This is a genomic window from Thiomonas intermedia (assembly GCF_002028405.1).
Lineage (GTDB): Bacteria > Pseudomonadota > Gammaproteobacteria > Burkholderiales > Burkholderiaceae_C > Thiomonas > Thiomonas intermedia.
The window spans coordinates 1081105-1099022 of the sequence record NZ_CP020046.1; the positions used below are offsets into that span (position 1 = coordinate 1081105).

The 17918-nt window shown below is 65.8% G+C and carries 17 protein-coding genes; 7 read left to right on the forward strand and 10 right to left on the reverse strand.

The features are described from left to right. Nucleotides 1–365 precede the first annotated feature (365 nt). Nucleotides 366–746, reverse strand: a complete 381-nt coding sequence (locus BVH73_RS05030) for a YXWGXW repeat-containing protein (protein WP_079416649.1) — start codon at nt 744–746, stop codon at nt 366–368. Between the two features lie 84 nt (nt 747–830). Beyond that, nucleotides 831–2690 carry an ABC transporter ATP-binding protein/permease gene (locus BVH73_RS05035; protein WP_079416651.1) on the reverse strand — a complete coding sequence of 620 codons (1860 nt, stop codon included), beginning with the start codon at nt 2688–2690 and terminating at the stop codon, nt 831–833. Nucleotides 2691–2896: 206 nt separating this feature from the next. On the opposite strand from BVH73_RS05035, the gene BVH73_RS05040 reads away from it, so the two are divergent. Then, on the forward strand, nt 2897–3166 hold the full coding sequence (locus tag BVH73_RS05040) for an acyl-CoA-binding protein (protein WP_079416653.1): 270 nt from the start codon (nt 2897–2899) through the stop codon (nt 3164–3166). A gap of 110 nt (nt 3167–3276) precedes the next feature. After that, nucleotides 3277–3555, forward strand: a complete 279-nt coding sequence (locus tag BVH73_RS05045) for a hypothetical protein (protein WP_079416655.1) — start codon at nt 3277–3279, stop codon at nt 3553–3555. Nucleotides 3556–3895: 340 nt separating this feature from the next. On the opposite strand, the gene BVH73_RS05050 is transcribed toward BVH73_RS05045, so the two are convergent. From BVH73_RS05050 to BVH73_RS05065, 4 genes are all read right to left on the reverse strand, one after another. Continuing rightward, entirely contained in the window at nt 3896–5182 is a 1287-nt protein-coding gene (locus tag BVH73_RS05050; RefSeq protein ID WP_079416657.1) for a TRAP transporter large permease, read from the reverse strand. Next, a complete protein-coding gene (locus tag BVH73_RS05055) occupies nt 5179–5802 on the reverse strand; it encodes a TRAP transporter small permease (protein WP_079416659.1) in 624 nt (207 codons plus the stop codon). The genes BVH73_RS05050 and BVH73_RS05055 overlap by 4 nt, the downstream gene beginning before the upstream one ends. A 79-nt stretch (nt 5803–5881) precedes the next feature. Beyond that, nucleotides 5882–6898 carry a TRAP transporter substrate-binding protein gene (locus tag BVH73_RS05060; RefSeq protein WP_079416661.1) on the reverse strand — a complete coding sequence of 339 codons (1017 nt, stop codon included), beginning with the start codon at nt 6896–6898 and terminating at the stop codon, nt 5882–5884. Between the two features lie 174 nt (nt 6899–7072). After that, nucleotides 7073–7267, reverse strand: coding sequence for a DUF3149 domain-containing protein (locus tag BVH73_RS05065; protein ID WP_079416663.1), 195 nt, complete (start codon nt 7265–7267; stop codon nt 7073–7075). Between the two features lie 126 nt (nt 7268–7393). Between BVH73_RS05065 and BVH73_RS05070 the strand changes: the two genes are divergently transcribed. After that, nucleotides 7394–8158 carry a 5'-methylthioadenosine/adenosylhomocysteine nucleosidase gene (locus BVH73_RS05070; protein WP_079416665.1) on the forward strand — a complete coding sequence of 255 codons (765 nt, stop codon included), beginning with the start codon at nt 7394–7396 and terminating at the stop codon, nt 8156–8158. A gap of 12 nt (nt 8159–8170) precedes the next feature. On the opposite strand, the gene BVH73_RS05075 is transcribed toward BVH73_RS05070, so the two are convergent. From BVH73_RS05075 to BVH73_RS05085, 3 genes are all read right to left on the reverse strand, one after another. After that, nucleotides 8171–8926: a glycerophosphodiester phosphodiesterase family protein gene (locus tag BVH73_RS05075; RefSeq protein WP_079416667.1), complete on the reverse strand. Its 756-nt coding sequence runs from the start codon at nt 8924–8926 to the stop codon at nt 8171–8173. 68 nt (nt 8927–8994) lie between these two features. Continuing rightward, on the reverse strand, nt 8995–11544 hold the full coding sequence (locus BVH73_RS05080; protein ID WP_079416669.1) for a DNA topoisomerase III: 2550 nt from the start codon (nt 11542–11544) through the stop codon (nt 8995–8997). A gap of 15 nt (nt 11545–11559) precedes the next feature. Further along, nucleotides 11560–12111 carry a TlpA disulfide reductase family protein gene (locus tag BVH73_RS05085; protein ID WP_079416671.1) on the reverse strand — a complete coding sequence of 184 codons (552 nt, stop codon included), beginning with the start codon at nt 12109–12111 and terminating at the stop codon, nt 11560–11562. Nucleotides 12112–12257: 146 nt separating this feature from the next. On the opposite strand from BVH73_RS05085, the gene BVH73_RS05090 reads away from it, so the two are divergent. The 4 genes from BVH73_RS05090 (at nt 12258) to BVH73_RS05110 (ending at nt 15979) form a co-directional block, all read left to right on the forward strand. Next, complete coding sequence (locus BVH73_RS05090) at nt 12258–12803, forward strand: SET domain-containing protein (RefSeq protein WP_245800416.1); 546 nt, start codon at nt 12258–12260, stop codon at nt 12801–12803. A gap of 103 nt (nt 12804–12906) precedes the next feature. Next, entirely contained in the window at nt 12907–14469 is a 1563-nt protein-coding gene (locus BVH73_RS16040; RefSeq protein WP_245800417.1) for a biotin--[acetyl-CoA-carboxylase] ligase, read from the forward strand. An 82-nt stretch (nt 14470–14551) separates the two neighbouring features. Beyond that, nucleotides 14552–15319 (forward strand): SPOR domain-containing protein, encoded by a 768-nt coding sequence (locus tag BVH73_RS05105; protein WP_079416673.1) that lies wholly within the window; start codon nt 14552–14554, stop codon nt 15317–15319. A 27-nt stretch (nt 15320–15346) separates the two neighbouring features. Beyond that, complete coding sequence (locus tag BVH73_RS05110; RefSeq protein WP_079416675.1) at nt 15347–15979, forward strand: Uma2 family endonuclease; 633 nt, start codon at nt 15347–15349, stop codon at nt 15977–15979. A gap of 354 nt (nt 15980–16333) precedes the next feature. Here the strand turns inward: BVH73_RS05110 and BVH73_RS05115 are convergent, their stop codons facing one another. Next, a complete protein-coding gene (locus tag BVH73_RS05115) occupies nt 16334–17545 on the reverse strand; it encodes a M20 aminoacylase family protein (RefSeq protein ID WP_079416677.1) in 1212 nt (403 codons plus the stop codon). Nucleotides 17546–17918: the final 373 nt, after the last annotated feature.

Here is a 17918-nt window from a genome sequence, read left to right on the forward strand (position 1 = left end):
GTGCAGCATCGACCTATTGATCCGGCATGGAGACGTTTGAACGGATCATGGGCGCGCCAGGCAACAGCGTCTCCCCCTCCCAACCTCCCCCACCCTGTGGGGGAGGAGTAAATAGCGCTGCGCGCGATCTGCGTATGCCCTCCCAACCTCCCCTACCCTGTGGGGGAGGAGTAAATAGCGCTGCGCGCGATCTGCGTATGCCCTCCCAACCTCCTCTACGCCGTGGGGGAGGAGTAGGCAGCGCTGCGCGCGATCTGCGTATGCCGTTCCCACCCTCCCCTACGCCGTGGGGTGGCGTGTTGGCCCCCTCTCCACTCGTGGGGAGGGCTGGGGAGGGGAGTCGGTTCAAACGTCAACCTGCCGGATCAATGACCGCGTTCCCATCGGCCACCCTGCGCATGCCAGCCGCCTCCTTGCGGCACCCAGCGATGCGGCACCCAACGATAGCCGGCGCGGGGGGCATGCCAATAACCCCGGTTCCACACGTAGCGGCCACTCGCCCAGCCCCAGTAGCCGCCGATCCAGACAGCGCCGGGATACGGTGCCACGCCGACCACCTCATATTGCGGTGCTGGCGGCGGCACATTGACCACGTCGTACGCGGGAGCGCCGTAGCCATACTGGGGCGGTGGCACCGGGGCCACCACGCAGCCGCCAAGACCGAATGCCGCGAGGGTCGGCAGGATCATCAGCGCCGTACTTCGTCGAAGCACGGCGCGCCGGAAAAAAGTATCAGGAAAGCGCATGGGGAAAATCCTCGTGTTTGTAGCCCGTATGGCGTCATAACGCGGCCGGCGGCGAATCCGCGACAGGGCCCGTCTCCTGCAACGTCAGGACGCGACTGCCGACGCATCGGCGATCGCGCCCTCGCCCAGCGCCGCTTTGCGCGCCTGTTCGGCATCGCGCCTTTCGATGCGTGCCGGGCCTTGGCGGGTGGGATCGACGTCGATTGCATAGATCTGCGCGTGAAACTCGATCACTCCGACGCGATGCGCCACGCTGACCAGGGTGGCCTCGGGCAAACGCTGCTGCAACAGCGCGTACATCGCACGCTCGGTCGGCGCGTCGAGCGCGCTGGTCGCCTCGTCCATGAACAGCCAGTCGGGCGCGATCAGCAGCGCCCGCGCCACGGCCAGACGCTGCTGCTCGCCGGGCGAGAGCCGCTGCATCCAGGTGTCGGTCTGCTCCAGCGCCGCCTCCAGATAGGGCACGCGGGCGAGTTGCAAGGCCTCGCTGATCTGCGCAGCGCTGAAATCATCGGGGCTTTGGGGATAGGTCAGCGCCTGCTTGAGTGTGCCCAGCGGCAGATAGGGTTTCTGCGGCAGGAACAACGTGCGCCCCGAGGGTGCATGCGCATGCGCCGCATTGAGCGCGTAAGGCCAGATGCCCGCCAGCCAGCGCACCAGCGTGCTCTTGCCGCTGCCCGAGGGTCCGGTGAACAGGGTGTGCTGCCCGCGGCTGATGTGTTCGCCCGCGCACTGCAGCAGCGGACGGCCGTCGGGTGCCAGCAGCAGCAGGTCGCCCAGTGCCACCGACTCTCGCGCGCTGCGCAGCGGCACCACGCCCGCCGTGGTGGGCGGGGTGCCCGATGGCCGTCCGGCAGGCGATGCGGGCGCGGGATCGTGCGGATTCTGCTGAGATTGGTGCATCGCGTCGACAAAGGTCTGCAAACGCTCGACGGTGGCGCGCCAGTCGGCAATGCTGGTGTAGGCGCCGATGAACCACGACAGCGCACCCTGCACCTGGCCGAAAGCCTGCGACGTCTGCGTCAGACCGCCGAGCTGAATCTGCCCCGCGAAGTAACGCGGCGCGGCCACCAGAATGGGGAAGATGATGGCCAGTTGCCCATAGAACGCGCTGTACCAGGTGAACAGCTTCTGCCGCTTCATGATGCCCCACCAGTTGCTCCACACATTGGCGAAGCGGCTGCGGTGCCCGGCCAGCTCGCGCGCCTCGCCGTTGTAGAGCGCGATGCCTTCGTCATGCTCGCGGGTGCGGGCCAGACCGAAACGGAAATCGGCCTCGTAGCGTTGCTGAAAGAAATTCAGCCGGATCAGCGGTTTGCCCACCCAATGCGCCAGCACACTGCCCACGCCGGCGTACAGCAGGGCTACCCACACCATGTAGCCCGGAATGGTGATGCCGAACAGCGTGATCGCCCCGGACAGCACCCAGAGCATGAACAGAAAGGAAAACAGCGTCACCAGCGAAGAGACAAAGCCGAAGAACAGATTCAGGCTGCCGTTGATGAAGCCGCCGATGTCGTCGGCGATGCGCTGGTCCGGGTTGTCGGTGTTGCCCTGCCGCAGCGACATGCGGTAGTGCGTGCCGCCGGCCAGCCAGTCCTTCAGGAACACTTCGGTCATCCAGCGCCGCCAGCTGATCTGCAACATTTGCAAAAAATACTGCGAATACACCGCCAGCGCGATGTAGAGAAAGGCGTAGCCGGTAAAGATCAGCAGCAGTTGCTTGAAGGCGCCAAAGTTCTTGGCCTGAAGGGCATTGAAGAAGTCGCCGTTCCACTGCGTGAGCTTGACGTTGACCCAGACCAGCGCCAGATTCATCGCCAGCACCAGCAGCAACAGCCCCCAGCCTTTCTTCTTTTCTTCCGAAACCAGATAAGGCTTGGCGAGCGCGTAGAAATGCCTGAAAGCGAAGCGATACGACTGCGCAGTAGGTTGGGTCTGCATGGGACAAACGGCTCCTGAAAACAGTGAGGGCTGCGGCATTGTGCCTGTGGGCCTGTGGCCGTTGTCGGCAAGCGGGCTTGCCGACAACGGCCGAAGCCTACGGGCGCTGGCTGAGTGTCGGCTTAAGGCGACGCTGAACGCGTTTTCGCGGCGGCACGCGTCAGTCGCTCGTATGATCCCGGCTTTCGAACGACCGTGCTTTTTTCATGACCGACTCCGCCCCCACCAACGACTTGCAGGCCGCGTTCGACGCCGCCATCGCCCATTCCAAGACCCTGGCCACCCGGCCCGACAACCTCACGCTGCTGCAGCTCTACGCCCTGTACAAGCAAGGCAGCAGCGGCGATGTCGCGGGCGAGCGTCCCGGCATGACCGACTTCGTCGCCCGCGCCAAATGGGATGCCTGGGCCGCGCTGCGCGGCGCCTCGCGCGCGCAGGCCATGCAAGACTACATCGAACGGGTGCGCGGCCTTTGAGTCTCCGATGGCCGCGCGGTCATGGTTTGTCACGCATTCGCCGCCTGATCTAGCGCAGAACAGCCTAAGCTTTTCGCGACCATCATTCGCTCCACGCAAGGAGGCTTTCCATGACAGATACCAACGCCATCATCCATTTCGCCCAGGCCTTCCATCACGGAGAAGCCGAGCAGCACAGCTATGTCGTCGCGATCGGCAGCCGCGCCATCGTCGAGGCTCTTGCAAGAGCCGAGCATGCCCGCCTGCGGGGCGCCTATGGCGTGGCCATCTACCGCACCTCGCCAGACGTGGCCACGCAAGATCACTTTCGGCTCGTCGGCTACCTCTCGTCCGACATGGGCGAGAAATGGACCTGCAGCCAGCCTGACGAATCGCAGCAAGCCGCCTGAAAACCTGCCGCACGCGGGCACCGCGAACGGCTCCGCAATGCGATTGATCCGGCAGGTTGACGTTTGAACCGACTCCCCTCCCCAGCCCTCCCCACGAGTGGGGAGGGAGCCAATCGGCGCCTCCCCCGCCTGCGGTAGGGCTTGAAGGGGATTACGCAGATTGCGCGCGGCGCTGTTGACTCCTCCCCCACAGAGTGGGGGAGGTTGGGAGGGCATACGCAGATCGCGCGCAGCGCTATTTACTCCTCCCCCACAGAGTGGGGGAGGTTGGGAGGGGGAGACGCTGTTGCCTGGCGCGGCCCATGATCCGTTCAAACGCCTCAGTGCCCGATCAAAAGGCTCACGGCACCATACCCAGCCAGCGAGGAAACACCAGGCTGATTGCCGGGATGTAGGTGACCAGGCCGAGAAATACCAGCATGGTCAGCAGCCAGGGCCAGACGGCAAGAGTCAGCTCGGTGATGCCCATCTTGGCAATGCCGCTGGCGACATACAGATTGAGTCCCACCGGCGGCGTGAGCATGCCGATTTCCATGTTCACCACCATGATGATGCCGAAGTGGATGGGATCGATACCCAGGTGCACAGCCACCGGAAACAGAATGGGCGCGAGAATCAGCACGATGCTCGACGGCTCCATGACATTCCCGGCCACCAGCAGCAGCAGATTGACCAGAAGCAAGAACACCACCGGCCCCAAGCCAGCGTCGAGCAGCCACTGGGCAATGCCCTGCGGAACCTGCTCGGAGGTCATCAGAAACGAGAACAGCACCGCGTTGGTGATGATGTAGAGCAGCATCGCACTCATATTGGCCGAAGCCAGAAGCACCCGAGGCACGTCACTGAGCTTGAGGTCTTTGTAGACGAACACGGCGATGATGAAGGCGTAGACCGCGCTCATGGCTGCCGCCTCGGTCGGCGTGAACAGCCCGGTGTAGATCCCCCCGAGCACGATGACGATGAGCAGCAGCCCCCACACACTCTCGCGCAGCGCACGCCCACGCGCCGCCCAGCTCGCGCGGGGCTGACGCGGATAGCGACCACGCCAGGCACGCCACCATGTCGTCGCCCCCAGCATGGCCGCAAGGATCAGCCCCGGCACCACCCCCGCCATGAACAGGGCACCGATCGACGAATTGGTCGAAACCGCATACATCACCATCACGATGGACGGCGGAATGAGAATGCCCAGAGCACCTGAAGAGGTGATCGCCCCGGCGCCGAAGCGAGGCGGAAATCCCGCCTTGACCATCGCCGGGATCAGAATCGAGCCGATGGCCACCACCGTCGCCGGACTCGACCCCGACACCGCGGCAAACAGCGCGCAGGCCATCACCCCCGCCAGCGCCAATCCACCGGGCCAGTGGCCGATCATGCTGGTGGCGAACAAAATCATGCGCCGCGCCACACCGCCATGGGTGAGGAAGTTGCCGGCTAGGATGAAGAACGGAATCGCCATGATCTCGAACTTCTCGATGCCGGTGAACAGCTTGAGCGCCACCGCCTGGATCGGCACGTCGCTGAACGCGAACAGAAAGGTCAACACCGTCAACCCGAGCGCTATGGACACCGGCATGCCGGTGAGCATCAACGCCACGAGTAGCGCAAAAATGATCGTGGCATTCATCGCGCGATCTCCCCGGGAAAGCGTGGGTGCTGGCCGTCGCCCGCAGGATCGTTGGACAGCGGCTCATCCAGCCCTTCGACCTGGCCCGGGTCGTGATGCGGCAGTTCGCCGTCGCGGCGAAAACGCCAGGCCACCTGCAAGAATCGGTAGCACATCAACGACGAACCAAGCGGAATGGCCAGATACACGATCCAGGCGGGCCATTCCAGGTCGGGCGTGGTCTGGTCGGTCTGGCTCAGATGCCAGACGAAGTTGGCGCCAAAAGCCGCGATCACTCCGGTGAACAGCGCCCCGGCAAGCAGACCGAACAGAATCACCGGCTTGCGCCGCGACGGACTCAGCCGGTTGACCATCACATCCACGCCCACATGGATGCCGGTGCGCACGCCGTAGGCCGCGCCAAACTTGGCCATCCACACGAACATGAAAATGGTCAGTTCCTGCGCCCAGCTCAGGTTGATGGACAGCAACCAGTCCTGCAGACCGGGAATGGCCAGACCGGCAAGGTAGCGGTGCACCACCGCGACGAAGATGATCAGCGTGGCGACGGCCATGAGCAACGCGATCAGCATTTCCTCCAGCCGATCGAGCAGGCGATTGAACAGGGCAAGGACAGACATGGCAGTGTGCGCAGCCGCGCGAGAAGAGAGCAACCGCCCCAGCCGGAACGAGCGGGGCGGTTTTTGCCGGAAAGGACGCTCAGAGCTTGGCGGGGTCGAAACCGGTCGCCTTGAACACCTCATCCATCAAGGCCTTGGGCACGCGCGACTCGGCCTGTTTGTAGACCGGCACCATCGCCTTCTTCCAGGCCAGACGTTCAGCCAGCGTGAGCGCGATGACCTCACACTTGCCTGATTTGCGCACCGCCTCGGTGGCGTCATCGTTGTCCTTCTTCGCCACCCTGTTGGCAAACTCGGTGGCCTCGACCATGGCCTGATCGAGCGTCTTGCGGATGTCGGCCGGCAGGCCATCCCAGAACTTCTGGTTGACGATGACCGCGTAACCCAGATAGCCGTGCTGGGTCTGCGTCATGGCCTTCTGCACCTCGAAGAATTTTTGGGTGTAGAAGTTGGAAGGCGGATTCTCGGTGCCGTCGACCACCCCGGTCTGCAGCGCCTGATAGACCTCCGAAAAAGCCAAGACCTGCGGAATGGCGCCGATGGCCCGCATTTCCATGTCGAGAATCTTGCTCGACTGGATGCGCATCTTCAGGCCCTTGGCATCGGCCGGGTTCTTCAGCGGCTTGTTGGCGCTCATGTCCTTGAAGCCGTTGTCCCAATAGGCCAGACCGAGAATGCCCTTGGATTCGAGCTTTTTCAGCAGGCCGTTTCCGATGGGGCCTTGCGTGATCTTGTGCAGCTCATCGTAGTTGTCGAAGATGTAGGGCAGATCGAACAGCTCGAATTCCTTGACGCCCAGAGGCCCGAACTTGGCCAGCGAAGGCGCCAGCATCTGCACCGAGCCGAGCTGCAGCGCCTCCATCTCTTCCTTGTCTTTGTAGAGCTGGCTGTTGGGATAGATCTCGACCTTCACCCGGCCTTTGGTGCGTTCCTCGGCCAGCTTCTTGAAGTACTCGGCGGCCTGACCCTTGGGCGTATTGGGCGCCACCACATGACTGAACTTGATGACGATGGGCTGCTGCGCCCGCGCGAGCGAACCCAGCCCCAGGCCGGCTGCGGCCAAACCCAAACCCATGACTGCCTGACGACGATGCATGCGTGTCTCCGTGAATATGTTGTGTTGTGAAATCAAACGTGCTTTTTTGTAACAGACAAAAGCATACGCCAACCCTCTGCCTGAAAACCGAGGGTTGACCCGATGCGTGTTGGCGTGTGACGGCGACGAAGAACGATGAGGCGCACCGACGATGGCGACGCTGCGCGGGCCGTATCAGGCGTGGCCGTTGGGAGAGGGCGGCTTGCCACCGCCTGCGCGCAGTTCGCGCGCGTGTTCATCGGTACTTTGCTGGATCTTGCGGGTGAAGAACCAGATGAAGAAGACGCCCATGCCGAGCATGAACAAAATGCCGATCAGGCTGAACAATCCATAATCCGTGCCGAACAAGCCTTGCCAAGCTGACCCCATGATGCTTTCCTCCACAAGAGTGATGAATCGACAGAATACTTTTGCTCACTCTTTACCGATTGATACAGAACAAACCCTCCCGTCACCACGCGCCCAGACGCTGCCGGGCGTTGTGGGAGCCCCACCGTGAACGCCCCACGCACCGGCATCGTCAGTGCCATCGCGCAGGAACAGAAGGGTCTGATCGACGCGCTGCTGGACGCTCGTTGCGTGCGCCGCGGCCAACGCGACTACACCCTGGGCACGCTCTGGGGCCGCGAGGTGGTTCTGGTGTTGTGCGGCATCGGCAAGGTCGCGGCGGCCGCCACGACCACCAGTCTGATCGTCGAATTCGGCTGCGACGCCCTGCTGTTCACGGGCGTTGCGGGCGGCTTGGACGGGCGGGTGCGCGTGGGTGACCTCGTGATTGCCGAGACGCTGTTGCAGCACGACCTCGACGCCCGCCCTCTCTATCCGCAATACGAAGTGCCCGACACCGGGCGCAGCCGGTTCGACAGCGATGCTGCACTGACGGCTCGGCTGCACCTGGCAGCAGAGGCGCTGTTCGCCACTGGGGCGCCCTCGCTGATCGAGTCGGCCACGCGGGAAGCCTTCGGCCTGCACGCTCCCCGCGTGCACCGGGGCCTGATCGTCAGCGGCGATCGTTTCATCTCCACCGAAGCCGAAAGCGATCGCCTGCGCCAGGCCCTGCCCGAGGCGCTTGCGGTGGAAATGGAAGGCGCCGCCGTAGCCCAGGTCTGCCACGACTACGACGTGGCCTTTGCCGTGGCCCGCACCATCTCAGACCGCGCCGACGACACCGCCCATCTCGACTTCGGCCGGTTCATCGAGGCCGTCGCCAGCCCCTACAGCCTGGCCTTGCTGGCCGCGCTGTGGCGGGTGCATGAATAGCGTTAACGAACCCTACAGACGCGCGGGCAGATCCAGCCGGTCGGTGAACAGGCCGTCCAGCCCGTCGGCCAGCAGCGACTTCGCCGCCTCGGCGGCATTCACGGTGTAGGCCCGCAGCTTCAGCCCCTTGCCATGCACCGCGGCGATGACCTCGGGCGTCACCTGCGGCCAATCGGTATGCAGGCCCTCGGCGCGCAGGGCCAGCGCCTGCGTCAGCGCCTGCGGTTCGTAAACCTCGACCAGATAGGCCAGGGGCAACTCGACATTCAGGTCGTCCAGCGTCGTGCGCGCCGCCTGCAGCGCGGCGAGCGAAAACGACGACAGCAAAGGCCGGGGCGCCTGCGGATGATCCGCAACCCACTGCGCCACGCGGCGGGCCACGGCGTCGCCGGTACGCGCATCCTGGTCGGGGTTGGGTTTGATCTCGAGATTCAGCCATGCGTCATGGCGCGCGGCGAAATCCAGCACCTCGTCGAGCGAGGGCGGCGGTTCGCCCTTGAAGCGCGCGCTGTGCCACCCCCCGGCATCGACCATCTGCAGCGACGCCCAGCGCCAGGGCGCCGCCAGGCCGCGCGCGTCGGTGGTGCGGTCGAGCGTGTCGTCGTGCAACAGCCAGAGCACACCGTCGGCGCTCAGCTTGACATCGCATTCAAAGGCGCGGAATCCCGCCTTCAGGCCGGTTTCAAACGCAGCCAGGGTGTTTTCGGGCGCGGCGTCGCCGCCGCCCCGGTGCGCAAACCAGCGCCAATCAAAGTGGGCATCAGTCATGTTGATGTGGGGATGCAGTCCTTGCCGGAAACCCGCGCATGATGCAGACGACGTGTGACAGCGCCCGGTCAGGCGGCCGTCTTTTTCGCCGCTGCCTTCTTCGCCGGCGCCTTGGCGGGACGAGGCTCGAACTCGAAGCCGATCTTGCCGCCGGCCTGCTTCACCAGAAACGCCTTGAACTTGCGCTTGGTCCGCGCCGAGACGAAGCCGTCGAGCAGGTCGGTGCGCCCGGTTTCGAGAAGCTTGCGCATCTGCTCCGTCTCGATGGGCTGCTGCAGGATGATCTTGCCGCTGCGGAAGTCGCAGCTCGGCGCCGGGCCCACGCTCTTCTCGCAGACATAGCCGTTGCCCGCTTCAAACACCGCGCTGCCGCACTTGGGACAGGCGCCCAGCGGCTGTTGCGCGCTAAAGTCGGGCGCCTCGCCGCCGTCGCTGCCGGGCGCGCTGTCGCCAAAGTCGAACTCCAGCTTCCACTGGCCCTGGCCACCTTCGCGCGCCAGCTTGAGTTCAGCCGCGAAGGGCCGACCCATCTTGCTGCGGAATCCGGTGAGCGGCCCCAGCTGCTTGTCGCGCAGCAGGTGCTCTACTTCGGCCAGTTCGAAACTGCGGCCGCCCGGATGCTTGCCGATGGAAAAATCGCACTGCGTGCAGGCGAAGCGGTGATAGTTCTCCTTCACCACGCCGCCGCAGTTCGGGCAGGGCGTCTGCAGGGTGGCGTAGTCGCCGGGCACGGTGTCGCGGTCGAACTCCTTGGCGCGGCGCACGATGGTTTCGGTCATGCCCGCGATGTCGCGCATGAACTGCTCGCGCGTGATCTGCCCGCGCTCCATCTGCGCCAGCTTGTGCTCCCAACCGCCGGTGAGCTCGGGCTTGGTGAGTTCTTCGACCTGCAGCCCGCGCAGCAAGGTCATGAGCTGGAAGGCCTTGGCCGTGGGAATCAGCTCGCGGCCCTCGCGCAGCATATAGGCCTCGCCGAGCAAGCCTTCGATGATGGCCGCCCGGGTGGCCGGGGTGCCCAGGCCCTTGCCCGACATGGCCTCGGCCAGTTCCTCGTCCTCCACCAGCTTGCCCGCGTTTTCCATCGCCCCCAGCAGCGTGGCTTCGGAGTAGCGGGCGGGCGGGCGCGTCTTCAGGGCCTTGAGATCCACCGTCTCGGCCGTCACCTCTTCGCCCTCGGCCACGGGCGGCAGATTGGCGTCGTCGCCCTGCTCCTCCTTGCCATAGATTTCCAGCCAGCCGGGCTTGACCAGGATCTTGCCCTCGGTCTTGAACGTGTGCTGCGCCACGGTGCTGATGCGACTGGTCACCAGATACTCCGCCGCCGGAAAGAACACCGCCAGAAAGCGCCGCACCACCAGGTCGTAGATCTTGGCCTCGGCCTCCGACAGCGCCCCAGGCATCTGGGTCGTGGGGATGATGGCAAAGTGATCCGACACCTTGGTGTTGTCGAACACGCGCTTGTTCGGGCGGATGTAGTCGGCCGCAAGCGCGCGACGGGCATGCGGCGCAATGCCGCCGCCCGCATCGCTCAAGGCCTGCGCCGTCTGCTGCGCCACGGCGAGATAGTCTTCCGGCAGATGGCGCGAGTCCGTCCGTGGATAGGTCAGCGCCTTGTGCTTTTCGTACAGCGCCTGCGCCAGCGACAGCGTGGTCTTGGCGGAAAAACCGAAACGGCCGTTGGCCTCGCGCTGCAGCGAAGTGAGGTCGAACAAGGCCGGCGAGAGCTGGGTGGACGGCTTGGATTCGTCGCGCACCACCGCGGGCCGCCCCGCGCACGCGGCCACGATGGCCTCGGCACGCGCCCTGTCCCACAACCGGTCGGCACGGGCGTCGCCGTCTTCCCCTTTTTTGAACCCAGGATCGAACCACTTGCCCGCATAACCGCCGGCCGACGCGGCGAACTGGGCATGCACCTCGAAGTAATCGCGCGCCACATGCTTGCGGATCTGCTCCTCGCGGATCACCACGATGGACAGCGTGGGCGTCTGCACCCGGCCCACCGGCGTGAGGAAAAAGCCGCCGTCCCTGGAGTTGAACGCGGTCATCGCCCGCGTGCCGTTGATGCCCACCAGCCAGTCGGCCTCGCTGCGGCTGCGCGCGGCATCGGCCAGCGGGCGCATGTCGGTGTCGCCCCTCAGGCGCTCGAAACCATCGCGAATGGCCTGCGGCGTCATCGACTGCAGCCACAGCCGCTGCACCGGTTTGTCCAGGGCCTTCTTGCCTTCGGCGTATTGCAGGATCAGACGGAAGATCAGCTCGCCCTCGCGGCCCGCGTCGCAGGCGTTGACCAGGGCCGTCACGTCCTTGCGCTTGATCTGCTTGACCACCGCGCCGAGGCGGCTCTTGGTCTTTTCGATCGGATTGAGATCGAAATGCGGCGGAATCACCGGCAGATGCGCGAAGCTCCATTTGCCGCGCTTGACCTCGAAGTCCTCGGGCGCCTTGATCTCCACCAGATGGCCGACCGCCGAGGTCACGACATACTGCGCGTTCTCGAAATGGTCGTCGTGCTTGTCGAACTTGCCCGACTGCGGCGTCAGCGCCCGCACAATGTCCTGCGCGACGCTGGGCTTCTCGGCGATGACCAGGGTTTTGCTGAAAGCTTCGCTATTGCTCATAAAAGAATGGTGTGATCAAAGATATTTGGCGATGCCCGCAATGTCTTCGGCGAACAGCTCGCCCGAATCGGCCATCTTCACCCGGCCGTCGCGGCCGATGACGATGGTGACCGGCAGACCCGCAGGCTTGGGCAGCACCTTGGCCAGCGCGGGCGAAAGCCACGCCACCGGAAAGGTGTAGTTCTTGGTCTTGAGATACGGGGGAATGTCGGTCGGTTTCTTGTCGATGGACAGGGCCAGCACCTCCAGCCCGCGGCCGTGCTCTTTCTTGTACAGCGCCTCGACGTGCGGCATCTGCCGCGCACAGAACGGACACCAGGTGGCCCAGTACTCCAGCACGATCACCTTGCCCGCCCAGTCGTGGGTGTGCAGCGTCTTGCCATCGATCAGTTCCACCGCGGGCGGCAAGGAGAACCGACTTCCCTCCTTGGGCAGCGGCACGGCCTTCTTGTCTTTCTTCTCCAGCGCGCTGGCCTGCTCGGCCATCGTCTGCGCCCACGTCGGCGTCGCCACCGCGGCCAGCGCGGCAGCCCACCCTTTCAATTGCCAACGACGATGCTGATTCATGATGACGGCTCCCTAGAATGCCTGAACTTCATGCACGACGAACAGGGTTACGGCAGGTTTGTCTCCTCCACCGTCCCGCTTCTCCTTTTTTTACTTTACCCAGTTTCTCCACCACCACGCACGACGCGCCCCCTGCGCTGACGCCCATGCCCCCAAGCCGTTCCGCCCAAACCACCACGCCGACCGCCCCTTCCCGCAGCGCCTCCGCCAGCGCTCCGCCGAATGCCCCCTCGATCGGCCCCTACACGCAGGTGCAGAACTCACCCATCCATGGACGCGGCGTGTTCGCCCGCCGCCCCATCCATGCGGGACAACGCCTGCTCGAATACAAGGGCGAGCGCATCGACTGGCCCGAGGCGCTGCGGCGCCATCCCCGCGATCCGGCACAGCCCAACCACACCTTCTACTTCTCGCTGGGCGACGCCACCGTGATCGACGGCGGCGTGCAAGGCAATAGCGCGCGCTGGATCAACCACGCCTGCGCCCCCAACTGCGAGGCGCAGCAAGTGGGCAGCCGCGTGTTCATCGACGCCCTGCGCGACATCGCCCCCGGCGAAGAACTGTTCTTCGACTACGCCCTCGAACTCGACGCCCGCTACACCGCCAAACTCAAACGCGACTATGCCTGCCGCTGCGGCGCCCCCAACTGCCGCGGCACCCTGCTCGCGCCCAAAACGCGCAAGCGCCGATGAGCGACGAGGCCTGCCCTCTCCCCCTCCCAGCCTCCCCCACGGGTGGGGGAGGTGTGTTCTCTCCCTCCCCACCTGTGGGGAGGGTCGGGGTGGGGAGAGCGCCGTGACTCATCCGCTCACCCTCCGCGCCCGCCGATTGCGGCGCGACATGACCGACGCAGAGCGCCTGCTCTGGAGCCGCGTGCGCAATGAGCAATTGGGCAGCAAATTTCGCCGTCAGGTACCCATCGGCCCTTACATCGCCGACTTCACCTGCGCCTCAGCGCGGCTGGTTGTGGAACTGGACGGAGGACAACACAACGAATCTCCCCACGATGCCCTACGCGATGCGTTTCTCCAGCAAGAGGGCTACAAGGTTTTGCGCTTCTGGAACAACGATGTCTTGGCCCATGTCGAGGGCGTATTGATGTCCATTCAAGCTGCTCTTGAAGAACCCAAGGACCAGACTCCCCCTCCCAACCTCCCCCAGGAGCTGGGGGAGGAGAGAACAGCGCTGCGCAACACAAAACATGCCCCTCCCAACCTCCCCCAGGAGCTGGGGGAGGAGAGAACAGCGCTGCGCAACACAAAACATGCCCCTCCCAACCTCCCCCAGGAGCTGGGGGAGGAGAGAACAGCGCTGCGCAACACAAAACATGCCCCTCCCAACCTCCCCCAGGAGCTGGGGGAGGAGAGAACAGCGCTGCGCAACACAAAACATGCCCCTCCCAACCTCCCCCAGGAGCTGGGGGAGGAGAAATGCGCGGTCACTCCCTCCCCACCCGTGGGGAGGGTTGGGGTGGGGAGATTGACCACCGCCGACCCCCTTGCCCCGCTGCGTACGCGGCTCGCGGCCCGCTATCCGGCCTGCGACGTGCGTTGGATCGCCCGTACCGGCTCGACCAATGCCGATCTGCTGGCCGAGGCCCGCGCGGGGCGGCTCGATGGCCCCACCCTCCTGGCCACGGGCGAGCAGACCGCGGGCCGCGGACGCCAGGGCCGCGTCTGGGCCGACGACGCCCAGAGCAGCGTGCTGTGCTCGCTGGCCTGGCCCGATCCGCGCAAGCGTGAACCCGGCCCGCTGAGCCTGGCCGTGGGCGTGTGGCTGGCGCGGGCGCTCCATGCGCTCGGGGCCAGCCAGGTGCGCCTGAAGTGGCCCAACGACCTGCTCCTGCCCGCGGCCGACGGTGCCGGGGGTTGGCGCAAGCTAGGCGGCATTCTGGTGGAAATGGCCGACACCCCGCAGGCGCGCTGGGCCGTCATCGGCTTCGGGCTCAACCTGCGCGCGCCGGCAGGACAGTCCCAGGCCGCGGGGCTGGACAGCGCCGGGCTCGACCTGCAACGCAGCGCGGTCCTCGCCGTCCTCGTTCCCGCATTGCTCGACGGTCTGCAGCAAGCGGCCCGCGTCTCTCAAGGCAACGCGGGGCCGCCCCAAGTTTCCTTGCCCCCAGGGCCCGCCCGGGAGCGCCCTGAAGGCGCCGCCCCCCTCGCGGCCACGCTGGCGCAGTGGGACGCGCTGCACGCCTGGAACGGCCAGCGCGTGTCGGTGCAGGACCGCGGCCAGACCCTGTTCAGCGGCACGGCCCTGGGCATTGCCCCCGATGGCGCCTTGCGGGTGGGCACCCCCGAGGGCGAGCGCCGCGTGCTCAGCGCCGATGTGTCCTTGCGACTTTCCGAGAAGGTCTGACCCACCCTCCGCGACAGACACGGCAAAATGACGGCGCTTCACTGACGACGGCCTTCGCCCTCACCCCTTTCCCCGGCTTTCCATGCGCACCCTGCTCCTCGCCCTCCTGCTCGCCAACCTCGTGTTCTTCGCCTGGTCACAAGGCTGGATGGCAGGCGCCGGGCTGGGGCCGGTCACACAGCGCGAGCCTCAGCGCCTGGCCCTGCAGATCCATCCCGAGCAGGTGCACATCACGCCGCTGGCCAGCGCCTCGGCCACGCCCGCCAGCGCGCCGCAGCCCGCGTCTTCGGCGCCTGCCAGCGCCCCCGCCGAGCCCGACCCCCCCCCTTCCGCGCCCGCGCCGCAAGACGCCGCCGCCGACGGCGCCCCCACCGTCTGCCGCCAGATCGGGCCGTTCGGTGCCATGGAGTCTGCCGCCCTCGCGCAGGCACAGGCCGCGCTGGCCAGGGCCGGGCTCAAGGCCAAGGCGCACAACACCCCCACGCCGGATCAATGGATGGTGCTGCTCGGCCCCTTCCCCAGCCAGGACGCGATGCGCACCGTGCTCGATCAGATCACCCGGCAAGGCAAGGTCAAAGTGTTCGCGCCCGTGACCGATCGGCCGCGCTATGAGCCGGGCATATCTCTGGGCGTCTTCAGCAACGAGGCCGCGGCGCAGGAGCAGTTGCAGATCGTGAAGAAGCAAGGCGTGCAGGGCGCGAAAGTGGTGCAACGCAACACCGGGCTGAACCGCGTCACCCTGCGGCTCCCCGCGCTCACCCCGCAGCAGATCAAGGCGCTCGGCAGCGTGTCGGGCCAGCTCGGCGGGCAGATCGTCAAGACCTGCGCGACCGAGGCGGCAGCGCCGTAAACTTCAAACGCTCTCTGGAGAAACGCCATGTCCGCCGTTCTGTCCCAGCCCCGTTTCACCTACGCCGACTATCTCGTCTGGGAAGAAGCCCAGCCCGAGCGTCACGAATACCTCGGCGGCGAGGTCTTCGCCATGGCCGGCGGCAGTACCGCGCACAACACCCTCACGGGCAACATGTACATCGCCCTGCGCGCCCAGACGCGCGGCACGCCCTGCAGGGTCTACATGGCCGACGTCAAGCTGCGCGTGGAAGCCGCCAACGCCAGTTTCTACCCCGACGTGTTCGTCACCTGTTCGGCCGCAGACGCCGCGCGCAGCAACCAGCAGCAGGATGCCCTTCTCATCGTCGAGGTGCTCTCGCCTTCGACCGAGGGCCACGACCGGGGCGATAAATTCTCCGCCTACCGCATGCTGCCCAGCTTGCAGGCCGTGGTCTTCGTCGCGCAGGGCCAACCGCACATCGAGGCCTTCATCCGTAGTGCGGACGGAGTCTGGACACTGCATGAGGCCACCGGGCTCGACGCCCAGATCACCTGCGCCACATCCGAGCGCAGCTTCGTCTTCCCGCTGGCTGAGCTTTACGCGGAAGTCGATTTTTCCGCCTCGTCCGCCGAAGCCGCTGCCGAAACCGTCGCGGCCAGCGCTGGCACGTCTGCGTAAATCGCGGCCAGCGGCAGTTCGGCGCCCAGGCGCGACGCTGAATAAATTCCCGCGATGGCGCGCGCCAAGCCGCGGGAGGGGATGCAAGGTCAAACCGCCTTACCCGGCGCGCTGTTTTCACCTCCCCCACCCGTGGGGGAGGCTGGGAGGGGGAGGCTGGAGCCCCTGTGCACTCAGAAACTCCCCTCCCCAGCCCTCCCCACCAGTGGGGAGGGAGCAAACCGCCTTCCCCGGCGCGCTGTTTTCACCTCCCCCACCCCGTGGGGGAGGCTGGGAGGGGGAGGCTGGAGCCCCTGTGTGCTCAGAAACTCCCCTCCCCAACCCTCCCCACCAGTGGGGAGGGAGCAAACCGCCTTACCCCCGCGCCAACCACGCCTGCGCCAGCCTGACCCAGAAGCTGCCGCCCAGTGGGATGAGGTCGTCGTTGAAGTCGTAGTTCGGGTTGTGCAGGGTGCACGGGCCCAGGCCGTGGCCGGGAGCGCGGTGGTCGCCGTCGCCGTTGCCGATGATGAGATAGGCCCCGGGCTTTTCCTGCAGCATGAAAGAAAAATCTTCCGCGCCCATCGACGGCACGAACGTGTGCACCGCTTCAGGCCCCGCCGTCTCCACCATCACCCGCCGGGCGAACTCGGCCTCGGCGGCGTGGTTGATGGTGGGCGGATAGTTGCGCTTGAACGCAAACTCGCACGCCACGCCGAAAGCCGCCGCGGTGTGGGTGGCGATGTCGCGCATGCGGGCCTCGATCAGGTCGAGCGTCTCGGTGGTGAAGCTGCGCGCCGTGCCCTGAATCTCGGCCACTTCGGGAATCACATTGGTCGCCTCGCCGGTATGAATCATGGTGACCGAGATCACCGCCGGGTCAAGAGGTGCGCGGTTGCGGGTGACGATGGTCTGAAACGCCTGCACCATCTGGCAGGCGGCGGGCACCGGGTCGAGGCCCAGATGCGGCATGGCCGCGTGCGCCCCCTTGCCGGTGAGTTTGATGCGGAACTCGTTGCTCGACGCCATCACCGGCCCGGCCTTCACCGCGAAGTGCCCCGCCGGAATGCCCGGCCAGTTGTGCATGCCAAACACCGCCTGCACCGGAAAGCGCTCGAACAGGCCGTCCCTGATCATTTCGCGCGCGCCGCCGCCGCCCTCTTCGGCCGGCTGGAAGATGCAGACCACCGTGCCCTCGAAATCGCGCGTGCGGGCCAGATGCTGCGCCGCCGCCAGCAGCATGGCGGTGTGGCCGTCGTGGCCGCAGGCGTGCATCTTGCCGGGGTGCTGGCTGGCGTGGGCGAAGGTGTTGAATTCGGTCACCGGCAGGGCGTCGAAGTCGGCGCGCAGGCCGATCATGCGGCCCTGCCCTGGGCCCGCCTGCCCGCCGTCGCGCCCGTGAATCACCCCCACCACCCCGGTCTTGCCCAGGCCGCGATGCACCTCCACGCCCCAGGCCGTCAACTGCGCTGCCACCACCTCGGCGGTGCGCAGCTCCTCGAAGCACAGCTCGGGATGCGCGTGCAGATCGCGCCGCAAGGCGGTGAGCGCGGCGGCTTCGGTCACGATGGAATCGATGAGTGGCATGATGGTCTGTCTCCCAGCAAAGCGGGGCAAGGTATCGCCGAGCCCCTGGTGTGCGGCGCGCCTTGGGTCAGGACGATGCCCGATCTTCGGAACAGCCGCGCGGCGCCGACCGCCCGATTGTGCCCCAGTCGGCCCCAACTTGAAGCGCCCACGACAGGCCGCGAAAAACCGTCAACTCAACCGCGCCGAGTGACAAAAGAGGTTCACGGGCGCCACAAACCGTCGCACCGAAACCACCCCGTGCACGCCAAACCGTGAAGCAGTTCACACATTGTCCCGCGCCGTGCCCCCCAACCCGCTGGCCTGCGGTTTGCAGAGCCAGAATGACGATTGTTTACAAATCCTGGACTCAACCCTTCCAAGCACGACCCGA

Excerpts from the sequence above, each read along its gene's own strand:
- BVH73_RS05030 (WP_079416649.1), bottom strand. The coding sequence starts at position 746 with ATGCGCTTTCCTGATACTTTTTTCCGGCGCGCCGTGCTTCGACGAAGT.
- BVH73_RS05035 (WP_079416651.1), bottom strand. The coding sequence starts at position 2,690 with ATGCAGACCCAACCTACTGCGCAGTCGTATCGCTTCGCTTTCAGGCAT.
- BVH73_RS05040 (WP_079416653.1), top strand. The coding sequence starts at position 2,897 with ATGACCGACTCCGCCCCCACCAACGACTTGCAGGCCGCGTTCGACGCC.
- BVH73_RS05045 (WP_079416655.1), top strand. The coding sequence starts at position 3,277 with ATGACAGATACCAACGCCATCATCCATTTCGCCCAGGCCTTCCATCAC.
- BVH73_RS05050 (WP_079416657.1), bottom strand. The coding sequence starts at position 5,182 with ATGAATGCCACGATCATTTTTGCGCTACTCGTGGCGTTGATGCTCACC.
- BVH73_RS05055 (WP_079416659.1), bottom strand. The coding sequence starts at position 5,802 with ATGTCTGTCCTTGCCCTGTTCAATCGCCTGCTCGATCGGCTGGAGGAA.
- BVH73_RS05060 (WP_079416661.1), bottom strand. The coding sequence starts at position 6,898 with ATGCATCGTCGTCAGGCAGTCATGGGTTTGGGTTTGGCCGCAGCCGGC.
- BVH73_RS05065 (WP_079416663.1), bottom strand. The coding sequence starts at position 7,267 with ATGGGGTCAGCTTGGCAAGGCTTGTTCGGCACGGATTATGGATTGTTC.
- BVH73_RS05075 (WP_079416667.1), bottom strand. The coding sequence starts at position 8,926 with ATGACTGATGCCCACTTTGATTGGCGCTGGTTTGCGCACCGGGGCGGC.
- BVH73_RS05080 (WP_079416669.1), bottom strand. The coding sequence starts at position 11,544 with ATGAGCAATAGCGAAGCTTTCAGCAAAACCCTGGTCATCGCCGAGAAG.
- BVH73_RS05085 (WP_079416671.1), bottom strand. The coding sequence starts at position 12,111 with ATGAATCAGCATCGTCGTTGGCAATTGAAAGGGTGGGCTGCCGCGCTG.
- BVH73_RS05090 (WP_245800416.1), top strand. The coding sequence starts at position 12,258 with ATGCCCCCAAGCCGTTCCGCCCAAACCACCACGCCGACCGCCCCTTCC.
- BVH73_RS05105 (WP_079416673.1), top strand. The coding sequence starts at position 14,552 with ATGCGCACCCTGCTCCTCGCCCTCCTGCTCGCCAACCTCGTGTTCTTC.
- BVH73_RS05110 (WP_079416675.1), top strand. The coding sequence starts at position 15,347 with ATGTCCGCCGTTCTGTCCCAGCCCCGTTTCACCTACGCCGACTATCTC.
- BVH73_RS05115 (WP_079416677.1), bottom strand. The coding sequence starts at position 17,545 with ATGCCACTCATCGATTCCATCGTGACCGAAGCCGCCGCGCTCACCGCC.